Raw genomic sequence first — 23,691 nt, forward strand, 5'->3', positions numbered from 1 at the left:
ACAAAATGCACCTCATAAAAAAACACGCTGTATAAGAAAATACAGCGTGTTTTTTATTGCTTTGTTTAAAAATTATTTTACTTTTTTCATCCAAAAAATAAGTATACCTATTGTTGTTACTCCCCATAAAACAATAAAACAAACTATGGGAGCGGGTGTTTTAGGTAAACTACCGTTAACTCCATAGCGAGTTATTTCTTCAACTCCTCCCCAAAAAGACAACCCTAAAATTATCACAGTAATACTGTATGCTACAATTATTGATATTCTATATTTTTTCACCCCTGACTTCAGCTTTTGCCGCTTTGCTTGTAAATACGCTCCTGTTAAACACAGCACAGACAATGAAAGTCCGAAAATAAAATACAACCATTTAGACCACAATCCTGCAAAATTGCCAAAATGTAAGACATCTACAGTTTCCCACCATCTATGATACATGGTTAACTCCTCAGGTTTTTGAATCTTAATTACATCTCCTGTTAAAGTATTCAGAGTAATATGTGCTGTTCTTTTTCTTACAAGTAATGCTCCATTATCACCTTCAAATGATAAAAGTCCTTTATTGTAATTGTAAAAAAACAAACGCTGAATTTCCAATTCAGGAAACTCTTTTTCTGCTTTTTCTACCAGTTCATTAATACTTAAATACTTTTCCTTATTTTTTTGTGTAATTTGTGAAGTATCAATATGTGGCGGCTCTGGAAGCCACCATTCCAACAAATACCAAGTTCCAGTAAGTCCTATTAATAAACCAAACCATAGTGACCATAATCCGATTAACTTATGAGTATCTGACCAAAGCCTTCTAGCTCCTTTTTTAATATTTAACTTAAAAAAACCTGATCTCCATTTTTTATAAAATAAAAAACCTGTGAGAGTTGAAAGAACTAAAACAAACCCTAAACATCCCACTATGAAGTACCCAAAATTTACTCCAAAAATACGTGATACATCTGGATCAAAAAGAGACATATGGAAACTTCTAAAAAAGCGTTGTACATTAAAATATGTTGTTTCTTCTTGTATATTATAAGATGAAGGGTTCATATGAAAACGAAAAAGTTCACCACTTTGCTTCCTTCCCCACCCATGCAATGTATAACCACTTCTTTCAGCTTCAGCTAATTCTCCTAATTCAGATTTTGGATATTTTATATGAAAAGAATTATATGCTTTTTGCCAATTAACTTCTTTTTTATCGTTTTTTATGTAATCACTTTGAAGTTTAGAATTTAGTAACCAATCTATTTCATGAGAAAAAACGGCAATACTGCCAGACCAACATATAACAAATAGTAAAAGTCCGGCAGTAATACCTATCCAAGAATGAATAGTAAAAAAAGTTTTTTGCTTAATTTTTAAAGCCATTTTTTAGTTAATGTAATTTGAAAAAGACGCCTATCTCCTACTCCAATTTGATCGGATCCTCTTAAAATATTGTCTTGTGCCGAGGTATAATAAGTTGTATCAAAAACATTAAACACATTATAACGTATTTGTAAATTGTTTTTAAATGTGTAACCTAAAGCAAAATCCATACGAGTATACCCTGGTAGTTGATATTGATTTCCACTGTTAGCTTCACGTTTTCCTTGATGTACTACACCCAAACCAATATCTAACCCTGATAAACCTATACTTTTTCCATTATAATTAGAAAACCCACTAAATTGAAACTCTGGAATGTTTGCAAACTTGTTTCCTATAATATCTTGATCACTTTCTGTTATTTCAGAATTTTGGAAACTCATACCTCCCATAAAAGATAAATCTCTAGTTAGCTTTCCTGTTAATTCAAACTCTATTCCTTTTATTTCTGCGCTTCCTAACGGTAACATAAAACGTTCTTCAGGCGTATTGCTTGGATCTGAAATAGCTATGTTTTTTCTTTCTAAAAAGTAAGCAGATGCTGTTGCTAAAGCTTTTCCGTTAAACAGTTGCCATTTTAAACCTCCTTCAAAAGAGTTTGCTCTAATAGGTTTAATTCCATTTCCTTTACGAGTTACTCCATTTTGTGGTTGTGCTGATGAAGAATAACCTACAAAACCTGTTAATGTTGATGTTACGTCATATGATGATCCTAACCTAAATGAAAATAAATCATCATTATAATTACGGTTAATTAAGTTAATTGGATTAGGTGCAGATTGTGCTTCTAATTTTGCTAATACTTCTGGGCTAATACCATTTAAGTTTTGTTCTGTTATCTTTTTTACATCATCATACCTCATACCTACAACTGTTCTAAACTTAGGTGTCCATTTACCCAGCCATTGCCCAAAAACTGCATTAATTTTATCTCCAACTCTAAAGTTTGGACGTATACTTTCTCCAACAACATTAGGCTCTTGATTATTATCTGGATTAAAAACATCTAAAGTATTTTCAAAACTTCTATACACAAAGTCTCTATCAGCATCAGTATAAGTAGCATCACTAACTGCAGTGCTTCCTCCAAAATTAAAAGCATGTCCAACACCTTCTTCATTTGTAAAGTCTCCGTTAAAATTTACCTGTACCGTTTCTGTACCAATGTCAGCTCCAACTTCAGCAAAAAATATTGGTACTACTGAATTTCCTGAAAAAGTGACTCCATCTTCTTTAAAAAGAGGCCCCCAACCACCTTCTGCATCAGCATTTCTAAATGAATGTTCTTCTGATTTTTGAGAAAAATTATGATATTGTACCGTTGCTGAAATTTTATCGTTGAATTTATGATTTAACGTTATATCAAACCTATTAGAGCCTATTTTATAATCGTCCTTTTCTCCATGAAAAGTAAAATTTCTAGGTAAAAAATTATTTTTCAATCCAGCTCCTTCAATATAAATAGTTCCTCTATCTAAAGGATCATTAGCCCAATTATATTCATATTCTACAATAAGGTTTGTTTTATCTGTTATTTTCCAATCAAACGATGGGGCAATAGTTACATACGGCCTATCATCCTGTCCATTTCTCCAAAATTGCCTTTTTTGATAACCTGCAATTAAACGACCATTTAATTTTCCTTCAACTAAAGGGCCTGTAACATCTCCAACTACACGCATAAAATTATGATCTCCTCCTCCTAAAATTACTTCAGCAGCAAAAGTGTCTTTTGGTTTTTTTGTGATAATATTCATAAAACCTCCTGAAGAAGTTAATGACGCTTCAACACCAGAGGGTCCCTTTAATATTTGAACTCTTTCTATCGTTTCTATAGCTCTAACTCCTTCTGGAGCTCTTTGTTGTCGAATACCATTTATATAAGATTCTGATTGTGGAAAACCTCTAATTATCACATTTTCTACTTGTCCTCCACCATTATCGGCATTACTAACACCTGGCACAAATGTTATAATTGTGCTTAAATTTCTAGCTCCAATATCCTCTAAAAAATTGTCACTTAAAACAGCTATTGAAGCTGGAGCTTTTAGTGTTTTTATTGGTGTTTTTAATGCATTAGTTAACGGAACAATATACCCTTGATTTCTTGTTCCTGTTATCACAATTTCATTTAAACTTTCAGCAGTTTCAGTTAAAGAAAAATCTAATATATTCTTTTGATTTGCTAAAATTGTTACTGTTTTTTGTTTATTACCAAATCCTACTGAAGACGCTATAGCAATGTAATTTCCTTCTGGTGCATAAAAACTATACCTCCCATCTTTATCAGAAGATGCCCCAAAACTAGTTCCTTTTAATACTATTGATGCATAAGGTAAAGGAAGTCCTTTATCATCTAAAATAGTTCCTGTTATTACACCTTTTTCTGCTTGATTTTGTATTAAAATAGTGTTTCCTCTTACCTTATAATAAATGTGATATTTAACTAATACTTCATTAAGTATTTCTCGTAATGTTACTTTTTTATACTCTTTGGTAATAACGTTTTTCTTCTTTTCATCGATAGACTCAAAAGCGAATTTACAACTTGCTTTTTCTTCTATTTTTCTTAAAGCAGTTGGTATCGTATTATTTATAAAGTTTATTGAAATTTTTTTATCTAATATAGATTCTTGTGCAAATGAACTTTGAACTGTAATGCAAAAAACTATTATTAGTATACTTTTTACAGTTCTATGAATAGCTGTATAATTTATTTTATTCATATATTTATAGTTTGTGATTTAATCGTGTTTTTGGTTGAATTACTTTTAACCAGTATGAAGTTTTGCCGACAGAATACTGGTTTTTTTATTTTGTTTTCTATGTCATTTGTATTTATTTTTTTTTAAAAAATTATTATTCTATCCCCTGTCTTTTTGAAATTAAAATTCAACACAAAACCAATATCTTTCATTACTGTGTCTATTGATTCTTTTGTATGAATTCCGTTATATTTTCTCCTTTTTAACTCTTCTTTTTTTATCTCTATGCTACAATTATAAAATCGTTCTAACACTTTTATTACACTACTTAAGGTTTCATCTTTAAAAATTAATTTTTGTTGCATCCATGCCGTATGGTCATTTTCTTTAAAAACCTTCTTTACCAACCTTTCTTTAACAAGTATTGCTTTCTCTTTTGGATTTAGTGTCATTCCTTTTTCTTTTCCTTCTTTTTTTGAGAAAAAAAACACTTTTCCTTCATCTAAAAATATAACGTTATTCTCTCCTGTATAAGCAGATAAATTAAATTTAGTTCCTAAAACTTTTGTTACTGTTTTTTCTGTTTTAATTACAAATGGAAGTTGAGCGTTCTTTTCTACTTTGAAGTAACCTTCTCCTTTCAATATTACATTTCTATGTGTTTTTCCATACTCTCTTGATACTTCAAGAGATGATAATGCATTTAAGGTGATTCTAGTACTGTCTTTAAGTACTATTGTTCTTACTTCACCTGCCTGTGTTGTATATATTATTGGTTTGTTAACAACAAAAAAGGCTGACACTAATAAAAAAATAGTAAATGTTGCTGCTACACTCCATCTAAAAAAGAAGTTTCTTTTTGTTGACTTTATTGTATCTTTTGCAATGGTATTCCAAAGTTTCTCTTCAATATGTGGTGATGTCTCAATATTGGTTTCAGGAAATTTGATCTCGTTTTCAGTGGTATTCACCCATTCCTCTATTCTTTTTCTTTCAGTTTCTGTACACTTTCCTTCTGCATATCGTGTTAAAAGTTCAGGTGTTATTTCCATATAAACTACTTTGGTTTATATATAGGAACGGATATAGTTTGACAGAGTCCTAAACGATAATCAAATTTTAAATAATTTTTAAGTTTTCATGAATAAAAGCCAAAGCTTTAGTGAGGTGATTCTTTACCGTTTTTGGTGATATCTCTAACTGAATAGCTATCTCTGCTGTAGAAAGTTGTTGCTCTCTACTTAATCGATATACTTCTTGGCATCTATTTGGTAATCGATTAACAACTAATTGTAAATCATTCTCTAAAAAATTGGTCACTGCCAGATTATGCTCTATTGACTTTGTTTCTTTTAAAACACGATCTGATGTTATTTCCTCCAATTTTTTTTTATTCTTATAAGAATTTTTAGAGCGATAGTAGTCTACAATTTTATTGCGAGCAGATTTTAATAAGTAATTTTGAGTTTGACTAGTAAATTCTATTTTATCAACCCTTTTCCATAAAGAAATAAATACATCTTGAACAATCTCTTCTGCTGCCTCTTTACTATTGGTTTTAGAATAACATAAGAGGTATAAGCTCTTCCAATGAGTTCTATAAAGTTTTTCAAAACTTTTCTCTTTTGTAAGCCTATATGTTTTTATTCTTTTAATGGGAAAACTTCAGTTAAATTAACTCAGCAAATATAACAATCATTACTTATTTAGATTTATTAAAAATAAATTTTATTTGAATTTATAATCCTATTTGTAAAAACATTACTTCTACTCTAAAACATAATTGTATGAAAAATAATTTTAAAGCTTTTAAAGTTATTGTTTTTGAAAGGGAGTAGTAATAAAAACGACTGATTACTTACAATTTTGTAAATTTGTATTGATTATTTTTTTATTACTCTATGAACATAAGACGAACAAAAGACATTCAAAATCTAGAACTTCCTTTTAAACTAAAAATAAGTTTTGAAAAGGTAGTCGCTTTATTTCAAAAATATGCTTCTAAAGAGTATGAAAAACATCCTTATCATCAATCATCAATAAACATAGTTCGAGAGGCAAAAAAAGCTCCTGAATTGATTAATGGGTTTTCTGATGAATCAATATTAGAAAAACATAAAGAAGCTATTGATTTATTGCTTGAACCTTTGTTTCCTGAATTATTATTAGAAAATGAAATTAAAGCAGTAAGCATTCCATTTACATTTACTTCTTTCAAGTTTACTACTCGATTTGAAAAAATTTTACAAAATGCTGGAAATGATTATGAATTAAAAGTTCGAAACTTTGAAAGTGATTTAATGTATATTTATGCATGTAGTTTAATTTTAGCCAGTGTTTACGATTATCCTATTGATTTAAAACGACCTTTTTTCTTTGATATCCCTGATAAAACAATTAATACTATAAAAAAATATCGCGCAGCTTTTAATGCTGATTTTATGGAAATTTTCCCCGCAGAAGGCACTCCTAAAATCACTGAAGAGGATATAAAAATATTACTTGATAATTTTGAAGATATAAATATTTGGAAAGAAAAATTCCCTCCTAAATCTTATATTTTTAAAGGTTTTGGGATTATGAACTTGTTTGACGTTACAACAGATGAAATTATTTCAGAAATAAGAACTAGCCTTATAAAAAAAGACGATAATTTAGTTCATACCTTAGAAGGCATCTTTCAAAGGTTTTTTGGAATTCCAGACCTCTCTTTAGGGTTTTCTATTTTTGAAACAGATTCTAATAACTTTTCCTCTTCACATATAAATAAAGAAGAAAGTTTAGTATTAAATTACGATAAAGATGTTTCTTGTGATTGCATTTTTTGTAATTACACTTTAGAAAAACTTTTCATAAACAATGAAACTCTTGCTATTTCTGATGTAGAAAAGTATGGAAATCAAGCTGAAAATAAAAACCTTTATCAACGTTTAAAAGACAAAAATATTGGCAGTATAATTTTGGTTCCTATACAAGCATCAACAAAAAACAGTATAGCTATTATTGAGTTTGCTTCTCCTAGACCTTTTGAACTAAACTCTATTAATCAAAATAAATTACAAGACTTAATTCCACTGTTTAAAATTGCGGTTGATCGTTTCTCTGAAGAACATAAAAATATCTTAGAGGCTACAATTCAAGAAAATTATACATCTATTCATCCTACTGTAAAATGGCGTTTTTATGAAGCTGCTGAAAGGTTTCATAGAGAATCATATGAAGCAAAGGAAAAAGTTAAAATTGAGGATATTATTTTTCCTGACGTACACCCTTTATATGGACAGTCTGATATTAAAGGTTCATCGGTAGCTAGAAACGCTGCTATTAAAGAAGACTTAATAACCCAACTTTCCCTAGCTATTTCAGTATTATTAGAAGCCTGTAAAGTTGAGAGCCTCCCTATTTACAAAGAGTTACAATTTAGAGTTCAAGAATATTTATCAGATGTAAAAGAAGGTTTAAAAGCTGGTGATGAAATTGCTATTTTAGATTTTTTAAAACGTGAAATTTATCCTGTTTTTAACCACATAAAGGAAGTAAACAATGATTTAAGCATATTAGTAAAATCTTATATCAATCGTTTAGATCCTGATTTGCAGGTTGTATATGAGAAAAGAAAATCTTATGAAGATAGTGTTACTTTATTAAACGATAAACTAGCTTCTTTTATAGATATTAGGCAAGAAGAAGCGCAAAAGATGTTTCCTCATTATTTTGAACGCTATAAAACAGATGGTGTTGAGTATAATATGTACATAGGACAATCTTTAACAAAAGAAAAAAAATATGACGACTTATATTTATACAACCTTAGGTTATGGCAACTACAGGTGATGTGTGAAATGGAAAATATAGCTTTAAAAGCTGCTGAAAAAATGGAACATAAACTTAGAGTAGCTTCTTTAATTTTAGTTCACAGCAATCCTTTAGCTATAAAATTTAGAATGGATGAAAAACAGTTTGACGTTGATGGTGCTTATAATATTCGTTACGAAATTATTAAGAAACGTATTGATAAGGCTCACATTAAAGGAACTGAAGAACGATTAACAGTCCCTGGTAAGATAGCAATTGTGTACTCTCAAGACAAAGATGCAGATGAGTATTACAAATATATCAAGTACTTACAATCTAAGAAACTATTAGGTAATATAGAAAAATTAGATATTGAAGATTTGCAAGGTGTTTCTGGATTAAAAGCCTTACGTGTAGAGGTTATTTACAACAAAGACTTTGATACTCAAAAAACAATGACTATTGACGAACTTATTCAGGAGTTTAAATAGCACACATTACAGAAACAGTTTCTCCTAACTTTGTTGCTTGTTCTTGTTGATAAAAAGCAAATACAAAAGCAACAACACTTACCAAAATACCAATCATAAAAACTGTGTATGTAATACGCAACAACTTATACTTTCTATTTAACACTAATCCTAAGAAGTATAAGTCTTTAGTAAGTGATCCATATAAATAATCACGATCCTTCATCATTTCGCTCATTGCCCAATCAAAATCAGGCAATTGCATTTGATGAAAATTCCCAAAAAACAAAAGATTTACTTTTTTATTAGCTACATCTTCTTTTGTGAATTTCCCTTCAGTAACATTGGGTCTTGTTGCTAAAACCGATAACACAATAGATATTACCGTAAAAATTGAAAAAATTAACGTAGGTATTATTAGGTAGTAATTAGATGGATTATCTAATTTAGGGATTAACGTTGACAATGTCATCGAAATAATAATTGCATTTACGGATAGTAAAATATTTGCCTTTGTATCTGCAATATCACTTAACGTAATATGATTACGGAGTGCTACACGAAACATAGTTTCAATACCCCTCTCTGGTAATTCAATCTTATTTTTTTTATATGCTAACTCTTCTTTTTTCTGTTTAAGTTTAGCGGCTTCTTGCAACTCTTTTTGTTTTCTCTTTAAAAGTTGAGCTATATTTTTACTTTTTTGTTTTTCCCAAAGCTTAGAAGCTTTGCTTGTATAAAAACGATGTTTTGTTAAAAACTCAAGATTAGCGTCATCCCATTCAACAGTTTTAATTTTTCTCTTACATACTAGTTCTCTTTCCTTTCGTAATAATTCATTAAAGTCTGTATAATTTTTACTTCCAACATGAGAACAATCTGCATCTCTTAAAACCTTCTCTAATTGTCTTTTAGGTTTTGCTCCCATTTTAGTTGAAGCTATTAATTTAGATACTTCATCTATAACACTTCCTAATACTTTTTTACTCTTTAAAAACTCTGTTGCTATTTTTATACCTTCCTCTTCATGATTTTCAGGATTAACTGTATATCCAACATCATGAAACCATGCTGCTAATGTTAAAATTTGTTGCTGCTCTTCTGAGAAATTTTCTCCTTCAATTAATTCGAGTGACTTCTCAACCACTCGTTGAGTATGGGCAATATTGTGATATACAAAGTTTTTATCTAAATTTTCATTTAATAAATCAATTACAAATTGCTCTGTTTCTTGTATCAAACTGTTCATGAAAAAGGTTTTTGCTAAAATAATAAATTATTAACCAGTATTAATTTTTAATAAAGTGATAAAAAAGCGTACTTTTAAAAGAGTATTTTTACACGAAATGACACACGAATTTAAAGAAATAATACAACAAGCCTCTATAAATCAACAACAAGGCATACAAAATATTTTAGCAACGGTTGTAGATTTAGATGGCTCTTCTTACAGAAAACCAGGAGTTAGAATGTTACTCTCTTCTAATGGAAGAATAATCGGTGCTATTAGCGGTGGTTGTGTTGAAAAAGAAATACAACGTAGAGCACAATCTGTTTTTGAAAACAACAAACCAAAAATAGTGACCTATGATGGTCGTTACCGTTTAGGTTGTGAGGGAATATTGTATGTTCTTTTAGAACCCTTTTATCTTTCAACTGAATTTATTGATGCTTTTTCTAAAAATAGTAAAGAAAGAAGACCATATGATATTATATCTTTTTTTCAAAAAGAAGATGAAGCACACGGAGATTTCGGTTCCATAATTCAGTTTAACAATCAACAAATATTTACTTTCAACAAAGAGTTTGATACTGAAAAAACAGGTCAGTTAGCTAATTTTAAACAAACTTTACAACCACTATTTCGTTTGCTTATTATTGGCGGAGAGCACGATGCTGTAAAACTATGTACACTAGCCACTCAGTTAGGCTGGGAAGTTGATGTAATTACCTCTATAAAAGATCCAAAAGAATTAATCGATTTTCCCGGAGCTAAATCGGTAGTTGCACAAACTCCAGAATTAATTCAACTTTCTCAAGTAAATAACAATACTGCTATTGTTATTATGAATCATAATTTCACTTACGATTTACGTTGGCTTATTAAATTACAAGAACAAAATCCTATTTATATAGGTATTTTAGGTGCTGCTAAACGACGAGAAAAACTATTTAACGAACTGTTTGAATTTTCACCCGATATTACTGATGAATTTTTAGATAAAATTCATACTCCCGCTGGATTAAATATTGGAGCAGAAACCCCAGAAGAAATTGCTTTATCAATCTTAGCAGAAATACTATCCGTAATTCGTAACAAAGAAGTTTTTTCTCTAAAAAAGATTACTGGACGAATCCATGAATAATTAGATGCAAAAAACAGCAATTCTCATATTAGCTGCTGGAAGTGCTTCTCGAATGGGAAAAATAAAGCAACTGCTTCCTTATAAAAACACTACGTTACTGGAATGGACTATTGAACAAGCTCAAAAATCGACCATAAAAGATGTTTTTTGTGTATTGGGAGCTAATAAAAATGTGATTGAAAAGCAACTTTCAACAAAAACTGTTGAAGTCATTTACAACCCTAATTATAAAAACGGATTAAGTACTAGCATAGTAGAAGGAATTAATCTTTTACAAAAACACTGTTTTGACAATGCTCTAATAATGTTAGCAGATCAGCCTCATGTTACATCTGAATATTTGAACTCCTTAATTAAAGTTTCAAAAAAAAATCCTTCTAAAATAATTACTTCCAATTATCAAGGAAGTGTTGGAGTTCCTGCCGTATTTCCAAAAGAATATTTTAATAAGTTACTAAACTTAAAAGGTGATAAAGGAGCTAAAAATTTTCTATTACAACATGACGATAATATTTTCAAAGTAAACTCCTCTTTAAACTTACTAGATATTGATACTCCTGAAGATTATCAGTATTTATTAAAACAGTAATTTTACTCTAAAAAGCCTTATTTTTACATAACTAAAAAATAAGACATGAACTTTACCAAGTTTTGCATGTATCTAACTATAATTGTTGTAGTTAGTGCTTGTGCATCCTATAAAGCTAAGTACGCAGATAAGACTTCACCAAAAACAATTCAAATAAATAAAGAATTGTTACACTCCTTTTATTTAATTGGAGACGCTGGTAATGCCGAAATGGGACAAACAACTCCTACCTTAACTTATTTTCAAAAAGAATTAACCAAAGCTCCTAAAAAATCAACTACGTTATTTTTAGGAGATAACATTTACCCTTACGGAATACCAAGTAAAGAACACAAAGATAGAGCCTTGGCAGAGCATCGTTTACAAACACAAATTGACGCTCTGAAAGACTTTAAAGGAAATACAATTTTTATTCCTGGAAATCACGACTGGTATAATGGTGTTGATGGCTTAAAAGAGCAGGAGCGATTGGTTGAAAAAGCTTTAGGTAAAAACTCCTTTTTACCTGAAGGTGGTTGTGGACTAGACAAAGTAAAAATTAACGATGACCTCACTTTAATTCTTATTGATAGTCGTTGGTTTATTATGAACTGGGACAAAGAGCCAAAAATGAACGATAACTGCGACATTAAAACTCGTGAACACTTTATTCAAGAGCTTTCTAGTTTATTTAAAAAAAATAGATATAAAAATGTTGTAGTAGCTGTACACCATCCTTTATATAGTAATGGTCCACATGGAGGAAGTTTTTCTGTAAAAGATCACATGAGTCCACTACCTGTTCTAGGTACTTTAAAAAATGCGTTACGTTCACACGTAGGTATACAAACCGATATTTTTAATAAAAGTTATAGTGACTTTGTTACTCAAATACAAACAGTATCTAATGATTTCACAGACAATGTTGTATTTGTTTCTGGTCACGATCACAACTTACAATATATAGAACAAGACGGGTTTAAACAAGTAATTAGTGGCTCGGGTTCAAAGCAATCAGCTGCTTTGGTTGGTTATGGAGCTCAATTTACCTATGGTAATCATGGATATGCTAAATTAAATTACTACAAAGATGGTTCAGCTGTTATTGAATACTATGCTGCCAATACCACAGATGGTCACAAACTTTTATTCAGTAAAGAAATTGTAAAACCAAAACAAACAAAAAAATATACTAGCTTTCCTGAATACGAAGAGCATAAGAAATTTGTAGAAACCTCAATTTATCCTCCAGAATCCACAGAGGTTAGTGGTTTTCATAAATTTATGTGGGGAGATTTAAACAGAGATAAGTACGGAAAAACAGTAAAAGTTCCTGTTTTGGAGTTAGAGAATGTTTTTGGAGGCTTAACCCCTATTAGAAGAGGTGGTGGTAACCAAACCAATTCGTTACGATTAGAAAACCCTGATGGTAAACAATACGTGTTACGCTCAATGGTTAAAGATGGAAGTCGTATTATGGGAGGTATTTTAAAAGGTACTTTTTTAGTTGATGTAGTTCAAGATATTTTTACCATGTCGCACCCATATGCTGCTTTTGTTCTTCCTGGTATGGCAGAATCCGTAAATATTTACCATACCAACCCCAAATTATACTACATGCCTAAGCAACCCGCTTTAGGTAAGCATAACGACATCTTTGGCGGACAGTTATACTTGTTAGAAGAACGACCTGCTGATGACCGTAGTGAATTAGACAACTTTGGAAATTCAGACGATATTATTAGCACATTTGATGTGTTAGAAAAAATTAGAAAAAACGGTAAGCACTCTATCGACCAAGAATGGGTAATTCGCTCTCGCTTATTTGATATGGTTATTGGTGACTGGGATAGACATGAAGATCAATGGCGATGGGCTTCTTTTAAAACCAAAGATGGTAAAAAGTATTATCGCCCAATTCCAAGAGATAGAGACCAACCTTTTTCTAAGTTTGATGGAGTTATGATTCCGCTTTTTCAACAGTTTGCACCCTTAGTAAGAAATATGCAAACTTTTGACAACGATATCAAAAACATGAAATGGTACAACAATTATGCTCGCTTTTTTGATACTGCTTTTTTAAATGAATTAACACTCGATGAATGGAATAAACAAGCTGAGTACATTCAACAACATTTAACTGATGAAGTAATTGAAAAATCAATCCAACAATTACCAAAGGTTATTTATGATATTGATGGAAAAGAAACCATTGCTAAAATTAAAGCTCGAAGAGATAAATTAAAAAAAATTGCTAAACGTTATTATACCAAACTAAACAAAGTTGTACATGTAGTTGGTACAGATAAAGACGATAAATTCATTATTAAACGTTTAAATGATGAAGAAACTAGCGTTGTTGTTTTAAGAAAAGATAATGAAATTTATAACCGTGTTTTCAAAACAAAAGAAACCAAAGAAATACAACTTTATGGTTTAAATGGAGATGATGAGTTTTTAATTTCTGGTGATGTACATGATGGTATTTTACTACGAATTATAGGGGGACAGAATCACGATGTATACACTGATAAATCATCTGTTGCAGGTTGGGGAAAGAAGACTAAAATCTACGATTTTAAATCAAAGAAAAATACAATAAACCCTAGTTCTGAAACTGCGGATTTACGTTCAAATAGTTACTTTAAAAACACCTATGATGCGCATGATATTAACAACAACACTACTGTTGTTTATCCGAGCTTAGGTAGCAATCCAGATGACGGTTTCTTTTTTGGTACTTCGGTTACACATACACAACAAGGCTTTAAAAAACAACCCTTCGCTAGCCAACACACATTAGCGGCAAACTATTATTCTTCAACTAGTGGCTACGATTTAGAATACAATGGTGAATTTACAGAGTTAATTGGCAATTGGAGCTTACACTTACGTGCCAAAGCCACTAGCGATAACTATTCCTTTAATTTCTTTGGATGGGGAAATGAAAGTATTTACGACCAAAGTTTCAATTTGGATCATTATCGTGTTAAAAAAGAAGAAATTAGTTTTTCTCCTTCTTTATTAAAGCGCTTACGAGGTGGAAGTATCTTTAAAATTTCAGGCCTTTTTGAGGCTATTGAGATTGAAGATACACCTGGTAGATTTATTAATAATTTTGACAATCAACCTACAGCTATTTTTGATACTAATTATTTTTGGGGAGGTGAATTAAACTTTAATCACAACCGAGTAGACAATAGTAGTTTTCCTACCAAAGGTATGAACTTCGATTTAGCTGTTGGGGCTAAAGCCAACTTAGACGATTTCGACAGACGCTTTGGTTACATTAAAAGTTCTTTGGCTATGTATCAAAACCTAGTATTCAACCGCTCATTAGTTTTTGCTTCTGAAGTTGGAACTCAAATTAATGTAGGGAATCGTTTTGAAATTTACCAAGCGGCTACTTTAGGCGGTGACCGTAATTTACGTGGTTTTAACAGAGAACGTTTTTCTGGAACCGAAAGTTTTTATCATAGTAACGATTTACGTTTACGTTTTGGACGTATTCATACAGGAGTTATTCCTATAAAAGTTGGTATTACTGGTGGTTTTGATTACGGTCGAGTATGGTCTCCTTATTCACCTAATTCAAAGAAATGGCATACTAGTTATGGTGGTTCTTTTTGGCTAAGCGGAATCGACTTATTCACAGCTAATATTTCATACTTTAGAGGAACTTCTCAAGAAGACAGGGTAGCTTTTAGTATTGGTTTTTCTTTTTAATTGTTAAAAAACATGACACAACAAATTGTATTAATTACAGGAGCTTTATTTGGTATGCTTGCTGTAATATTTGGAGCTTTTGGAGCACATGCTTTAAAGAAAATTTTAAATGAAGAGCAATTAAAATCATTTGAAACAGGTGTAAAATATCAAATGTATCATGCACTCGTTTTATTATTCGTTGGAAGTTATTTTGACGCACCTAGCTCAGCAGTATATTACGCTTTTCTAATTGGAATTATACTGTTTTCCTTTAGCATTTATGGTTTAGTATTATCTGACGCTAAAGGTAAAAAAATGACCTTTTTAGGTCCTATTACTCCTTTAGGAGGTCTACTACTTATTGTTGGATGGGTTCTTTTAATATATAACATAAGCCAAACCATACACAGTTAAATATATATAGTTTGGCTAGCATGGTAAACAAAAATTATGTTATTAATCAACGCCTTGTGCGTCACTGATAATTCTATCAATAAATTCAGTTTTTATATATAGTTGCTTTGCTAAGTTATATAGCACCTCAACTTCTGAAGCATCTATGCTTCCATCAGCATAAGAAATAATAGATAAATCTCTTAGAATATTTAGTTTTTGCATCACAGAAATTACGATATCTAATTCTTTAGCCAAAGCTATAATTTCATCAATAATATCTTGCTCTGTTAATCCTTTAATAGTTAACATACACTGAGCAAAAACCGATGGAGACACCACACTACTCAACGCCTGTATTTCAGAATCATCCACAACGCCATCTGCCTTTGAAATCATATAACCACCTAAGAACATAAAACGTTGAATTTTTTCTGAATGTTCAGTTTCATTTCCTAAGTCTTCTGGTTCCATTAACGACATAATTCGTTGTATTTCTAGCTCCATAGCTTCCTCTGTTATTTCTCCATTAACTTCAGGATTGAATAACTCATACGTTTTACTCTTATTAAACAGCTCTAAAGCTTTAATACGAAGTGGACTAAACGGGTGACTGCTATACCAATCTGACGGATCGTGTGTGTCATCATTTAAAACTTCTTCTAAATCTGAAAACTGATTGATATACTCGTTTAGTTTAAAATCTAAAGAATCAGAAGTTACTCCAGACGATAGCTTAAAGAATGTTCTTGCTGCTGCCTCAAAACTCTTACAACATAATAAACCAGCTCTATCGGCACTAATTTCAGCGTTACGATTCCACGCATATAACTTCATTGCATGAATTGGCGCTAAGTCGTTTGCACCTTCGTCTAAAATATGTTTTACTGGATAATTAAAGTGTTCGAATAATACATGCCCTATTTCATGACCAATAACAAAAGCTAATTCGTCTTTTGTAAAACGTTCTAAAATTCCTGAAGTTAAAATAATATACAGTTTATCTTCATCTGGCGGATAACATGACGCATTGAATTTATCGTTCTGATACACAAAAAACTCAATATCAGCTTTCAATTTTAAAACCTCTTTACAATGTTCTCCAATTTCGTGAAGCACTGGAGCTAACATTTTTGTTAATCGTAAACTTGATTTCAACAAATGTCTTCTCGATTTAAAAACTGGATTGTTTTCTTTTATTCTTTCTAAGGTTTTTTGAATTAACTCATCTTCTTGAAACTCTAAAACGTAATCACGATCACCGTCATATACCAATGCGTTTAAGTCAATATCTGCTCTAGAATTATCATACACCTCTTGAATGTTTTCTGTTACATTTTTAAGGTTTAACTCGTTAATTTCTTCAATACGTTTAGTGTATTGTTCTGCTAATTCTTTAGCTACGTTTTGAAAATGAACACTTGCTTGGTGAATTAAATCGTTATCACCGTTCTGTTGTGCAAGATTCAAATCTTCCATCATCTTATTTTGCGCCTGAGTTAATGCGTCTTGATGCTCTTTTTCTAATTCTGATAGTGTGGTAGATTGATACATACTTTTTCTTTTTTTAAGCTCCTACAGGAACTGTTGAGTTAGACAACTTTAATAATCTTCCTTTTAGGTCAAAAATTCCTAAAATTTGATCTTCTCCTTTTTTAGCAACGATATTATTTCCTGATACCTCAACTTCATATCCTTTTTGAACTAAATAGCAAAACAATGCATGCTTGTGTTCAAAATCCATACGAGTAGTTGTTTTTGAGAAGTGTGAACAAATTAAAGCAGGAATGTTTATCTCTTTTTCATCAACTATATCCGTATATAATAATACATACACAGTAAGCCCTTTAAAAGGTAATGGTGCATAACAACTTGCCTGATTTACTCCTGTTGCTACGAATGAGAAATAATGTCCTGGATCGTGTTCTGTTTCTATTTTTGAGGAAAGTAAGTCTTCTATTCCATGGCGTTCTCCTAGAGCTTTCATTTGTAATGAAGCTTCTAAAAATTGTTCTGGAATACCGCTTTGTTTATTTGCCCAAGCCCATAACCATGATTTTTCATTGTGAGAGTAGGTTCCTAATACCTGCATTTTAAAAGTTAAATCACCGTAGGTTACCGTTCCTTGAAGCATATCACAAGTCCAAGGTAAATCCTCAACAATATCTGCTAAGTTATCTTGCTTTTCAAAAGCTAAAGCTACATATTGGTTGTGCAACTGAGGTAAGCTCAACTTTATAGTATTATCTACCTTCCCTCCTACAATATTATTTGGGTTTTCTGTACTTTCAACACTAGCTTCACTTCCTGCAAATTCTTCTAAATGAGTTTCTAAAAGGTGTACAATTCTTTCTGTTTTTTCTTCCACCTTATCTGCATTCATAATTGGGCTGTGATTAATAGTTAACACCCCATCTACAAAAGTGATTGCTCTTTCTAAATTGTGCTCGTTATTTTCATTAACAATTTTTACTTCTTTTAATCCATTTTTTAGCAATTCTCCCCCAATTTCATCAATGTTTACAGCTTTGATTGCTTCAATTAACGGTTGAAAATATATTTTTGGAAACGTATCATTGTAAAGGTGAGAAAACTTATCTTCTACCAACGTATCCCATGCTATGTTTAATGATACATTAAATCCTGCTTTATTGTTTATTTCCGCTTCTAATGCTGGAAATGATTCGTTTTTAAATGTTTGAACTGCTCTTTTTTCTTTAAGACCCATTTTTTAATAATTTTAGTATTCTACAATATTTCTTCTATCTTTTCAACAAAAAGATGCTCTAACTCTTTTGGTAGAGCTTTGGTAATTTCAATACCAATTTTTAATACATTTCCTTCTTTACTTACCTGCAATTTTTCTGTATTAGTAATAGCTACAGTTTTTATTTCTTTCCATGCAGCTAATCCCATTTCATCCTCTATTATTAATTGTTTTGCTTTTAACAAACTAGTAATAACATCTTTACTATTTAATCGAGCGTTTGCTTCTTGCAATACTGATTTTTCTAACGATAAGTTGATTGTTGCATCTAGCAACGATTCTTGATCTACAATCCATCTTCTTAATTGTAAAGTACTTATGGGCTCCTCTCCTAACGGGCGACTGATATTTCCTTTAGATAAAGAAACAGCTATTTTTTTAGGGTGTTTAATTCGTAAAACGGATACTTCTTGGAGGTCGAAAAACAATACTTCTTGTTCTTCGGTTTTCATACACACAAATGTTTGGTATTCTTCCTTAGCAACATCAACCACAAAACCTTCTATATAAACTCCATTTTTTAATGACAAAGCAACTTTTAGTTGTTTCTTTTCATTAAACATATCTTGAATTATAGCCGCTGGCGATTGCGCTTTAAATTGATTGATATAATCTGTTTCCATAGCAATTTTTATTTTTTGTTATATCTTATTAGACTATAAGTTGTTTTCTAATAAATCAACAAGTGCATCTGTTCTGTCTTGAACTTTATCTGCGTTTAAAATTGGGCTATGGTTTACTTGTAAAACTCCTTCTTCAAAAGTATAAGCATGCGTTGGGTTGTGGTGATCGTCTTTGTTGGTAATAACCACTTTCTTTAACGATTCTGCTAATGCTTCTTTTCCCATATCATCAGTTGCTATGGCTGAAAAAGCATTGATAAGTGGTTGGAAGTAAATTTTAGGGTAACTATCATCATATAAGTGTAAAAACTTATCTTCAAACATAGTGTCCCACTCTACATCTATTGTTACATCAAAACCTGCTGCATTGTTTATTTGTTCTTTTAATGCAGGATATTTTTCTTCTTGAAAAGCTTTTGTAAATCTTTTTTCTTTAAGTCCCATATGATTGTTTTTTTAAGGTTACTTTCTATTATTTACCTCAAAATTACAGGGAACTTTAGTACTCTTTTAATGAGTTTTATATGTGTTACTTTCTATTTTGTATTCGTATTAAAGTTCTCTAAAAACTGCTTTAAATACGTCTTCTTTCTTGATGATAAAGGAACGTTTTCACCACTTGATAATTTAACTGTATTGGCACTTACCGAAGCTAAATATTTTATATTGATTAAGTGAGATTGGTGTACCCTAGCAAAGGCGTGCGTGCTTAAAATATTTTCATAATACTTTAAGTTTCTAGCACTCATTATTTTTTTATCTGTAGTATAAAAAACGGTATAACTTCCATCAGATTGGCAACGTACAATATCATCTACATGCAAAAAATGTTGCTCTTCAGTAGTTTTAATAAGCAATGTTTTTTGAGCTTCTTTTTTATCTAATTCACTTATTTTATGTAGTGCTTGTGTATATTTTTTATCTTTTTCAAATTCAGTTCTAAAACGACCTATACAAGCATTTAACTCATCAGAATCTATAGGCTTTAATAAATAATCTACCGTATCAAACTTAATTGCTTTTATCGCAAACTCATCGTAAGCTGTGGTAAAAATCATTTTAAAGTTTATGGTTTCTAAAGCTTCTAATATTTGAAAAGCATTTCCACCAATCAACTCAATATCTATAAAAACCAAGTCTAGATTGTTGTTACTTAAAAAATCTATAGCTTCATCTACATTATCAATTTTAGCGACAATTTCTATATCTTTTTGCGTGTATTGCAACAGCTTTGTTAAAGTGTTTAGCGCATTAAACTCATCTTCTATTATAGCAGCCTTTATCATTTTATAACTTTAATTTAAATACAACTTTTGTTCCTGATGGGTTTCCATCATTATCGTGTAAATCTTCTATTGTAAAAGATTTTTCTTCCCCTTTATTTCTTATCTGTAGTCTTTCAATAAAAATATCGGTAGCGTGTAAATCTTTTGCTATTTTTTCTTGACTCTTTTTTTGTTCTCTTCCTACTCCGTTATCTTCTATTTCAAAAAACAGCTCTTGTGCTGTTTTTCGAATATTGAGACTCAATATTCCTCCTGATTTCTTTTCTTTCAAACCATATTCAATAGCATTTTCTACAAAAGGTTGTAATAGCATTGGAGGTACTTTTACTTGTTTTGTATCACAGTTTTCAGAAATATGTATGTGATAACTAAAACTATTGTTAAAGCGTAATTGCTGTGTATCTATATAGTTAGAAATCATAGCTAGTTCTTCTTCTAAACTAATTTCTTCTTTTCGAACATAATCAAAATTTTGTCGAATGAGTTTTGAAAACTTAGCTATATAGTTTGAAGATTTTACTGGGTTTCCTTCTAACGTTATGTTTTGTATCGCCGCTAAGGTGTTGAATATAAAGTGTGGATTCATTTGGGCTCTAAGCAATCGCTGTTCTAATTTAGATGCTTTATTGGCTGCTCTTAATTTATTATTATATCCAATAAACAATGCTATAATTAAAATAAGTACCAACGAAACAATTACACTAATTCCTAACCACCAATTTTGTTTATTTATTTCTTTTTGATGTGTTAACGCTATTTCTTTTTCTTTTATTTTATAGTTTACATTGGCAAAATGAAGTAGTTTTTTATTTTGTTTTTTATTTTTTACCACCTCAATACTATCTCGTATAATTTGATGGTTAAGTGCTACTTCATACTGTTTTTTAAGTATGGCTATTGATATTAATTTATCTCGTATTTCTACTTCTTCTGAAAGGTTGTTTTTACTTTTGTAGATTGACATTGCCTTATTATAATTTACTGCTGCCGAATCTAACCTATTCGTTACCAAAAAAAGGGTTCCTAATCCTTTATACGGAGCTCCGTTAATTGTTTTAATTTTTTGGTTAAGTTTTACTGCTCCTCGTAAGAACTTCTCCGATTCTTCAAAACGTTTTGCTTCCAAATACGTATATCCAATATTATTAAGAACACTTACAATCGTCTTAGGGTCTTTTGCAGACTCACCCAAAGCCAATGCCTCTGAAAATTGTTCTAGGGCTTTGTTATATTGCTTTAACATTAAATAGACACCTGCAATATTACTTTTAATTGCTATAATTGAATTAGGATCATTTGGATCGGTAAATAATTCTTCAGACCTTTTTATGTAAAACAATGCCTGTTCGTAGTCTTTTAATATAAAATGAAGATTGAATAGCTGATTATTTGCCTTGGCTTGTAACCTTGTATTTTTTATTTTTTTCCCTATTTCTAAAGCTTCTAATGCGTACTTCTGAGCCTCCTCTAGCTCATTTAATTTCATACAAGTAGCACTTAATGTTATTAAGCTCCTACCTTTATTATAATCGTCTTTTAGTTTTGTAAATAACCTATACGTTTCTAAATGAATATTTTTAGCCTCTACTAATTTATCGTTTAAGTAAAATAATTCTCCTTTACTAAATAATAATAGCGCTTCGTTTTTAGAATTTTGTTTCTTTTCTAATAAACTATCAATTTTTCTTAACCCTTCATTGGGTTTTTGCTGAGAAATGCTATCAATAGTATATAAATATTCTTGTAGTTTTTTATCTACTTTATTTTTCGTACAAGCTGCAAAAAAAACACAAATACTAATAGCGTATAAAAAGTTGGTTCTGGTTACCAAAAACATTTTCTGTAAAAAATTAAGCAACTAAAGTAGTTATATATTTTTATTCTGCCTTCATCTCATTCACTTTAACAAAGCACTTATAAAATTAACATCTACGCATACAAAACATTTATAAAACAAAAATCTATTTTCTAAGATATTTGACTAAAATAAAATGATAAAAATGAGTACAGTTGAAACTATAGAAGAAGTTATTAAAACAGGATCTTGTGATTTAACAAGTTTTGAAAAGATTGAAGAGATTTCTAAACCTAAAGTTAGTATTGATGGAGCCTACTTATTAATTTATAATTGGCCAGATGATCCTAGTGGTGCTAATACTACTATTCACGTTGATCTTACTTATTTGTTTATACATAACAACCAAGAATACAAAGCTATTACAAGAACTAAATTTTATGATTTTGATGTTGCTAAGTTTGAAAACTTACCTAAAAAATACTTTATAACCGAATATCATAAATTGGTAGAGCAGGCTTTGATGTTATCTAAACAAACAATAGAAGAGAAGCTTGAAGAACCTTTAAGCTCTGTTATTCCGTTTAGTTTTAGTCGAGAAGACTCCATTTTATTGGCTATAAATGCGGGTTATTCTAGGCAAATAGATTACGTGTAAGTATTTAAAAAAATACAATTCCCCTCCCCTTTTTCAGTTATCATTGCACATAGCTTTGGTAACTGTTTTTTTTAATCTTTTATTATAAATTCATATAGCTTGCTGTTTCCTCCTTTAGCGGCTTCATCAGTTATGTAAAGCGTTGTATTATTTTTAAAAGTAACCCCTTCTTTTTGAGAAACATGGTTAAATGAATACTCTTTTACATCTCCGCTAAAAAAATCATCTTCTTTAAAATTGGCATATACTAATACGGATTGATGTGTTAACAAAACTACTTTTTGTTTATCAGGAGATATTGCTGCTGCTGTAATTGCACAATGTAAAGCATCGCAGTTTGTGTACTCGGAAATATATTTAGCAGTATACTCTCCTTTTGTTGCCGGAACTTTATACAACATTGTTTTACCTTGCTTATTTTTAACCCTACTTTTGGTAAAAATATACAGAAACCCATCTTTATAAATTAACGATTCTGCATCAAAAAAACGGTCTTTCTTTTTGGGCGGAAACTTGGTTTGATTGGGGTATGAAAATTGTATTTTTTCTACCTCAACATTGTCTCCTTTTAGCAATTCTTCTTCCTTAATTTTTAGAATTACTAAGTTCTTTCTTTTGTTATTATTGTTACCAAAATCGGCGATGTATATGTTTCCATTGGTATCAGAAGTTATGTCTTCCCAATCATGATTTTTTACTGCTAATACTCTTTTTTGTAAAATTTTTCCCTGGGTACTAACTTTAAATAATTCCGCTGCATTACCACTGTCGTTATGCATCCATAGTACATTTAAGTCGTTACTTTTCTCTACTCCAGAAACTTCTTTTAAATCTTCCGATAAGTACGACACTAGCTTCAGTTGCCCATAATTGGTACAACTAGTAATTAATAAAATGGTTAACAATGGTAATAATAGCTTTTTCATATCATAAGTTTTGTAGCTGTAAAAATAAAAAGATTTATGTTAAGATTCTTTCTTCCGTCCTAAACACCTCATCTCTTTATAACACATGAATTCCTTTAACAAAAACAACATTATTTATAAAAAAACAAACTTTTTTTGATTAATAAACTTTCTATCTATACATTTGAAACATCAAAAGAGTACTTATTTAAAAAATTGCTAGCGTGCTTTTTTGAAAAATTGTAATCCAAAAAATATTCTCCCCCTGTGCTATGCTGTAG

The 23,691-nt window shown here is 30.6% G+C and carries 18 protein-coding genes; 6 read left to right on the top strand and 12 right to left on the bottom strand.

The window, feature by feature from the left end:
- Positions 1-72: 72 nt before the first annotated feature.
- The 4 genes from AC3VJB_RS10005 to AC3VJB_RS10020 all read right to left on the bottom strand — a co-directional run bounded on the left by AC3VJB_RS10005 (position 73) and on the right by AC3VJB_RS10020 (position 5,732).
- Positions 73-1,371, bottom strand: a complete 1,299-nt coding sequence (locus AC3VJB_RS10005) for a PepSY-associated TM helix domain-containing protein (protein WP_497667085.1) — start codon at positions 1,369-1,371, stop codon at positions 73-75.
- Entirely contained in the window at positions 1,362-4,097 is a 2,736-nt protein-coding gene (locus AC3VJB_RS10010) for a TonB-dependent receptor domain-containing protein (RefSeq protein ID WP_437823256.1), read from the bottom strand. Before AC3VJB_RS10010 ends, AC3VJB_RS10005 begins: the two co-directional genes overlap by 10 nt.
- Positions 4,098-4,219: 122 nt before the next feature.
- Entirely contained in the window at positions 4,220-5,128 is a 909-nt protein-coding gene (locus AC3VJB_RS10015) for a FecR family protein (protein WP_437823259.1), read from the bottom strand.
- 67 nt (positions 5,129-5,195) lie between these two features.
- Positions 5,196-5,732, bottom strand: a complete 537-nt coding sequence (locus AC3VJB_RS10020) for an RNA polymerase sigma-70 factor (protein WP_159616536.1) — start codon at positions 5,730-5,732, stop codon at positions 5,196-5,198.
- Positions 5,733-5,977: 245 nt separating this feature from the next.
- Here AC3VJB_RS10020 and AC3VJB_RS10025 point away from each other — a divergent pair, with 245 nt between their 5' ends.
- A complete protein-coding gene (locus AC3VJB_RS10025) occupies positions 5,978-8,362 on the top strand; it encodes a hypothetical protein (RefSeq protein WP_047790726.1) in 2,385 nt (794 codons plus the stop codon).
- Here the strand turns inward: AC3VJB_RS10025 and AC3VJB_RS10030 are convergent.
- Entirely contained in the window at positions 8,355-9,590 is a 1,236-nt protein-coding gene (locus AC3VJB_RS10030; RefSeq protein ID WP_047790725.1) for a Pycsar system effector family protein, read from the bottom strand. The genes AC3VJB_RS10025 and AC3VJB_RS10030 overlap by 8 nt on opposite strands.
- Positions 9,591-9,687: 97 nt before the next feature.
- On the opposite strand from AC3VJB_RS10030, the gene AC3VJB_RS10035 reads away from it, so the two are divergent.
- The 4 genes from AC3VJB_RS10035 to AC3VJB_RS10050 all read left to right on the top strand — a co-directional run bounded on the left by AC3VJB_RS10035 (position 9,688) and on the right by AC3VJB_RS10050 (position 15,397).
- Complete coding sequence (locus tag AC3VJB_RS10035; RefSeq protein WP_437823262.1) at positions 9,688-10,707, top strand: XdhC family protein; 1,020 nt, start codon at positions 9,688-9,690, stop codon at positions 10,705-10,707.
- Positions 10,708-10,711: 4 nt separating this feature from the next.
- Positions 10,712-11,296, top strand: a complete 585-nt coding sequence (locus AC3VJB_RS10040) for a nucleotidyltransferase family protein (protein WP_073181968.1) — start codon at positions 10,712-10,714, stop codon at positions 11,294-11,296.
- A gap of 66 nt (positions 11,297-11,362) precedes the next feature.
- Positions 11,363-15,001: a ShlB/FhaC/HecB family hemolysin secretion/activation protein gene (locus tag AC3VJB_RS10045; RefSeq protein ID WP_497667086.1), complete on the top strand. Its 3,639-nt coding sequence runs from the start codon at positions 11,363-11,365 to the stop codon at positions 14,999-15,001.
- Positions 15,002-15,013: 12 nt separating this feature from the next.
- On the top strand, positions 15,014-15,397 hold the full coding sequence (locus AC3VJB_RS10050) for a DUF423 domain-containing protein (RefSeq protein WP_125343326.1): 384 nt from the start codon (positions 15,014-15,016) through the stop codon (positions 15,395-15,397).
- 42 nt (positions 15,398-15,439) lie between these two features.
- Here the strand turns inward: AC3VJB_RS10050 and AC3VJB_RS10055 are convergent, their stop codons facing one another.
- From AC3VJB_RS10055 to AC3VJB_RS10080, 6 genes are all read right to left on the bottom strand, one after another.
- Positions 15,440-16,930: a M48 family metallopeptidase gene (locus AC3VJB_RS10055; protein WP_159493271.1), complete on the bottom strand. Its 1,491-nt coding sequence runs from the start codon at positions 16,928-16,930 to the stop codon at positions 15,440-15,442.
- Positions 16,931-16,943: 13 nt separating this feature from the next.
- The gene (locus tag AC3VJB_RS10060; protein ID WP_196781605.1) at positions 16,944-18,104 is read right to left on the bottom strand and encodes a DUF6882 domain-containing protein; all 1,161 of its coding nucleotides are present in this window, start codon (positions 18,102-18,104) and stop codon (positions 16,944-16,946) included.
- Positions 18,105-18,124: 20 nt separating this feature from the next.
- Positions 18,125-18,766: a hypothetical protein gene (locus AC3VJB_RS10065; protein ID WP_497667087.1), complete on the bottom strand. Its 642-nt coding sequence runs from the start codon at positions 18,764-18,766 to the stop codon at positions 18,125-18,127.
- A gap of 33 nt (positions 18,767-18,799) precedes the next feature.
- On the bottom strand, positions 18,800-19,210 hold the full coding sequence (locus AC3VJB_RS10070) for a hypothetical protein (protein ID WP_497667088.1): 411 nt from the start codon (positions 19,208-19,210) through the stop codon (positions 18,800-18,802).
- A 92-nt stretch (positions 19,211-19,302) separates the two neighbouring features.
- Complete coding sequence (locus tag AC3VJB_RS10075; protein ID WP_047790718.1) at positions 19,303-20,052, bottom strand: LytR/AlgR family response regulator transcription factor; 750 nt, start codon at positions 20,050-20,052, stop codon at positions 19,303-19,305.
- A 1-nt stretch (position 20,053) separates the two neighbouring features.
- Positions 20,054-21,889 carry a tetratricopeptide repeat-containing sensor histidine kinase gene (locus AC3VJB_RS10080; protein WP_167713042.1) on the bottom strand — a complete coding sequence of 612 codons (1,836 nt, stop codon included), beginning with the start codon at positions 21,887-21,889 and terminating at the stop codon, positions 20,054-20,056.
- Positions 21,890-22,052: 163 nt separating this feature from the next.
- On the opposite strand from AC3VJB_RS10080, the gene AC3VJB_RS10085 reads away from it, so the two are divergent.
- The gene (locus tag AC3VJB_RS10085) at positions 22,053-22,505 is read left to right on the top strand and encodes a hypothetical protein (RefSeq protein ID WP_167713041.1); all 453 of its coding nucleotides are present in this window, start codon (positions 22,053-22,055) and stop codon (positions 22,503-22,505) included.
- 71 nt (positions 22,506-22,576) lie between these two features.
- On the opposite strand, the gene AC3VJB_RS10090 is transcribed toward AC3VJB_RS10085, so the two are convergent.
- Positions 22,577-23,431, bottom strand: coding sequence for a YjiK family protein (locus AC3VJB_RS10090; RefSeq protein ID WP_497667090.1), 855 nt, complete (start codon positions 23,429-23,431; stop codon positions 22,577-22,579).
- Positions 23,432-23,691 lie beyond the last annotated feature (260 nt).

The sequence above is a fragment of the Tenacibaculum sp. TB-53 genome (assembly GCF_059716285.2).

Bases quoted from the DNA above. Each gene is read 5' to 3' on its own strand.
- AC3VJB_RS10075 (WP_047790718.1), bottom strand. From the start codon at position 20,052: ATGATAAAGGCTGCTATAATAGAAGATGAGTTTAATGCGCTAAACACT.
- AC3VJB_RS10015 (WP_437823259.1), bottom strand. From the start codon at position 5,128: ATGGAAATAACACCTGAACTTTTAACACGATATGCAGAAGGAAAGTGT.
- AC3VJB_RS10030 (WP_047790725.1), bottom strand. From the start codon at position 9,590: ATGAACAGTTTGATACAAGAAACAGAGCAATTTGTAATTGATTTATTA.
- AC3VJB_RS10010 (WP_437823256.1), bottom strand. From the start codon at position 4,097: ATGAATAAAATAAATTATACAGCTATTCATAGAACTGTAAAAAGTATA.
- AC3VJB_RS10005 (WP_497667085.1), bottom strand. From the start codon at position 1,371: ATGGCTTTAAAAATTAAGCAAAAAACTTTTTTTACTATTCATTCTTGG.
- AC3VJB_RS10070 (WP_497667088.1), bottom strand. From the start codon at position 19,210: ATGGGACTTAAAGAAAAAAGATTTACAAAAGCTTTTCAAGAAGAAAAA.
- AC3VJB_RS10085 (WP_167713041.1), top strand. From the start codon at position 22,053: ATGAGTACAGTTGAAACTATAGAAGAAGTTATTAAAACAGGATCTTGT.
- AC3VJB_RS10040 (WP_073181968.1), top strand. From the start codon at position 10,712: ATGCAAAAAACAGCAATTCTCATATTAGCTGCTGGAAGTGCTTCTCGA.
- AC3VJB_RS10055 (WP_159493271.1), bottom strand. From the start codon at position 16,930: ATGTATCAATCTACCACACTATCAGAATTAGAAAAAGAGCATCAAGAC.
- AC3VJB_RS10050 (WP_125343326.1), top strand. From the start codon at position 15,014: ATGACACAACAAATTGTATTAATTACAGGAGCTTTATTTGGTATGCTT.
- AC3VJB_RS10025 (WP_047790726.1), top strand. From the start codon at position 5,978: ATGAACATAAGACGAACAAAAGACATTCAAAATCTAGAACTTCCTTTT.
- AC3VJB_RS10035 (WP_437823262.1), top strand. From the start codon at position 9,688: ATGACACACGAATTTAAAGAAATAATACAACAAGCCTCTATAAATCAA.
- AC3VJB_RS10080 (WP_167713042.1), bottom strand. From the start codon at position 21,889: ATGTTTTTGGTAACCAGAACCAACTTTTTATACGCTATTAGTATTTGT.
- AC3VJB_RS10060 (WP_196781605.1), bottom strand. From the start codon at position 18,104: ATGGGTCTTAAAGAAAAAAGAGCAGTTCAAACATTTAAAAACGAATCA.
- AC3VJB_RS10045 (WP_497667086.1), top strand. From the start codon at position 11,363: ATGTATCTAACTATAATTGTTGTAGTTAGTGCTTGTGCATCCTATAAA.
- AC3VJB_RS10090 (WP_497667090.1), bottom strand. From the start codon at position 23,431: ATGAAAAAGCTATTATTACCATTGTTAACCATTTTATTAATTACTAGT.
- AC3VJB_RS10065 (WP_497667087.1), bottom strand. From the start codon at position 18,766: ATGGAAACAGATTATATCAATCAATTTAAAGCGCAATCGCCAGCGGCT.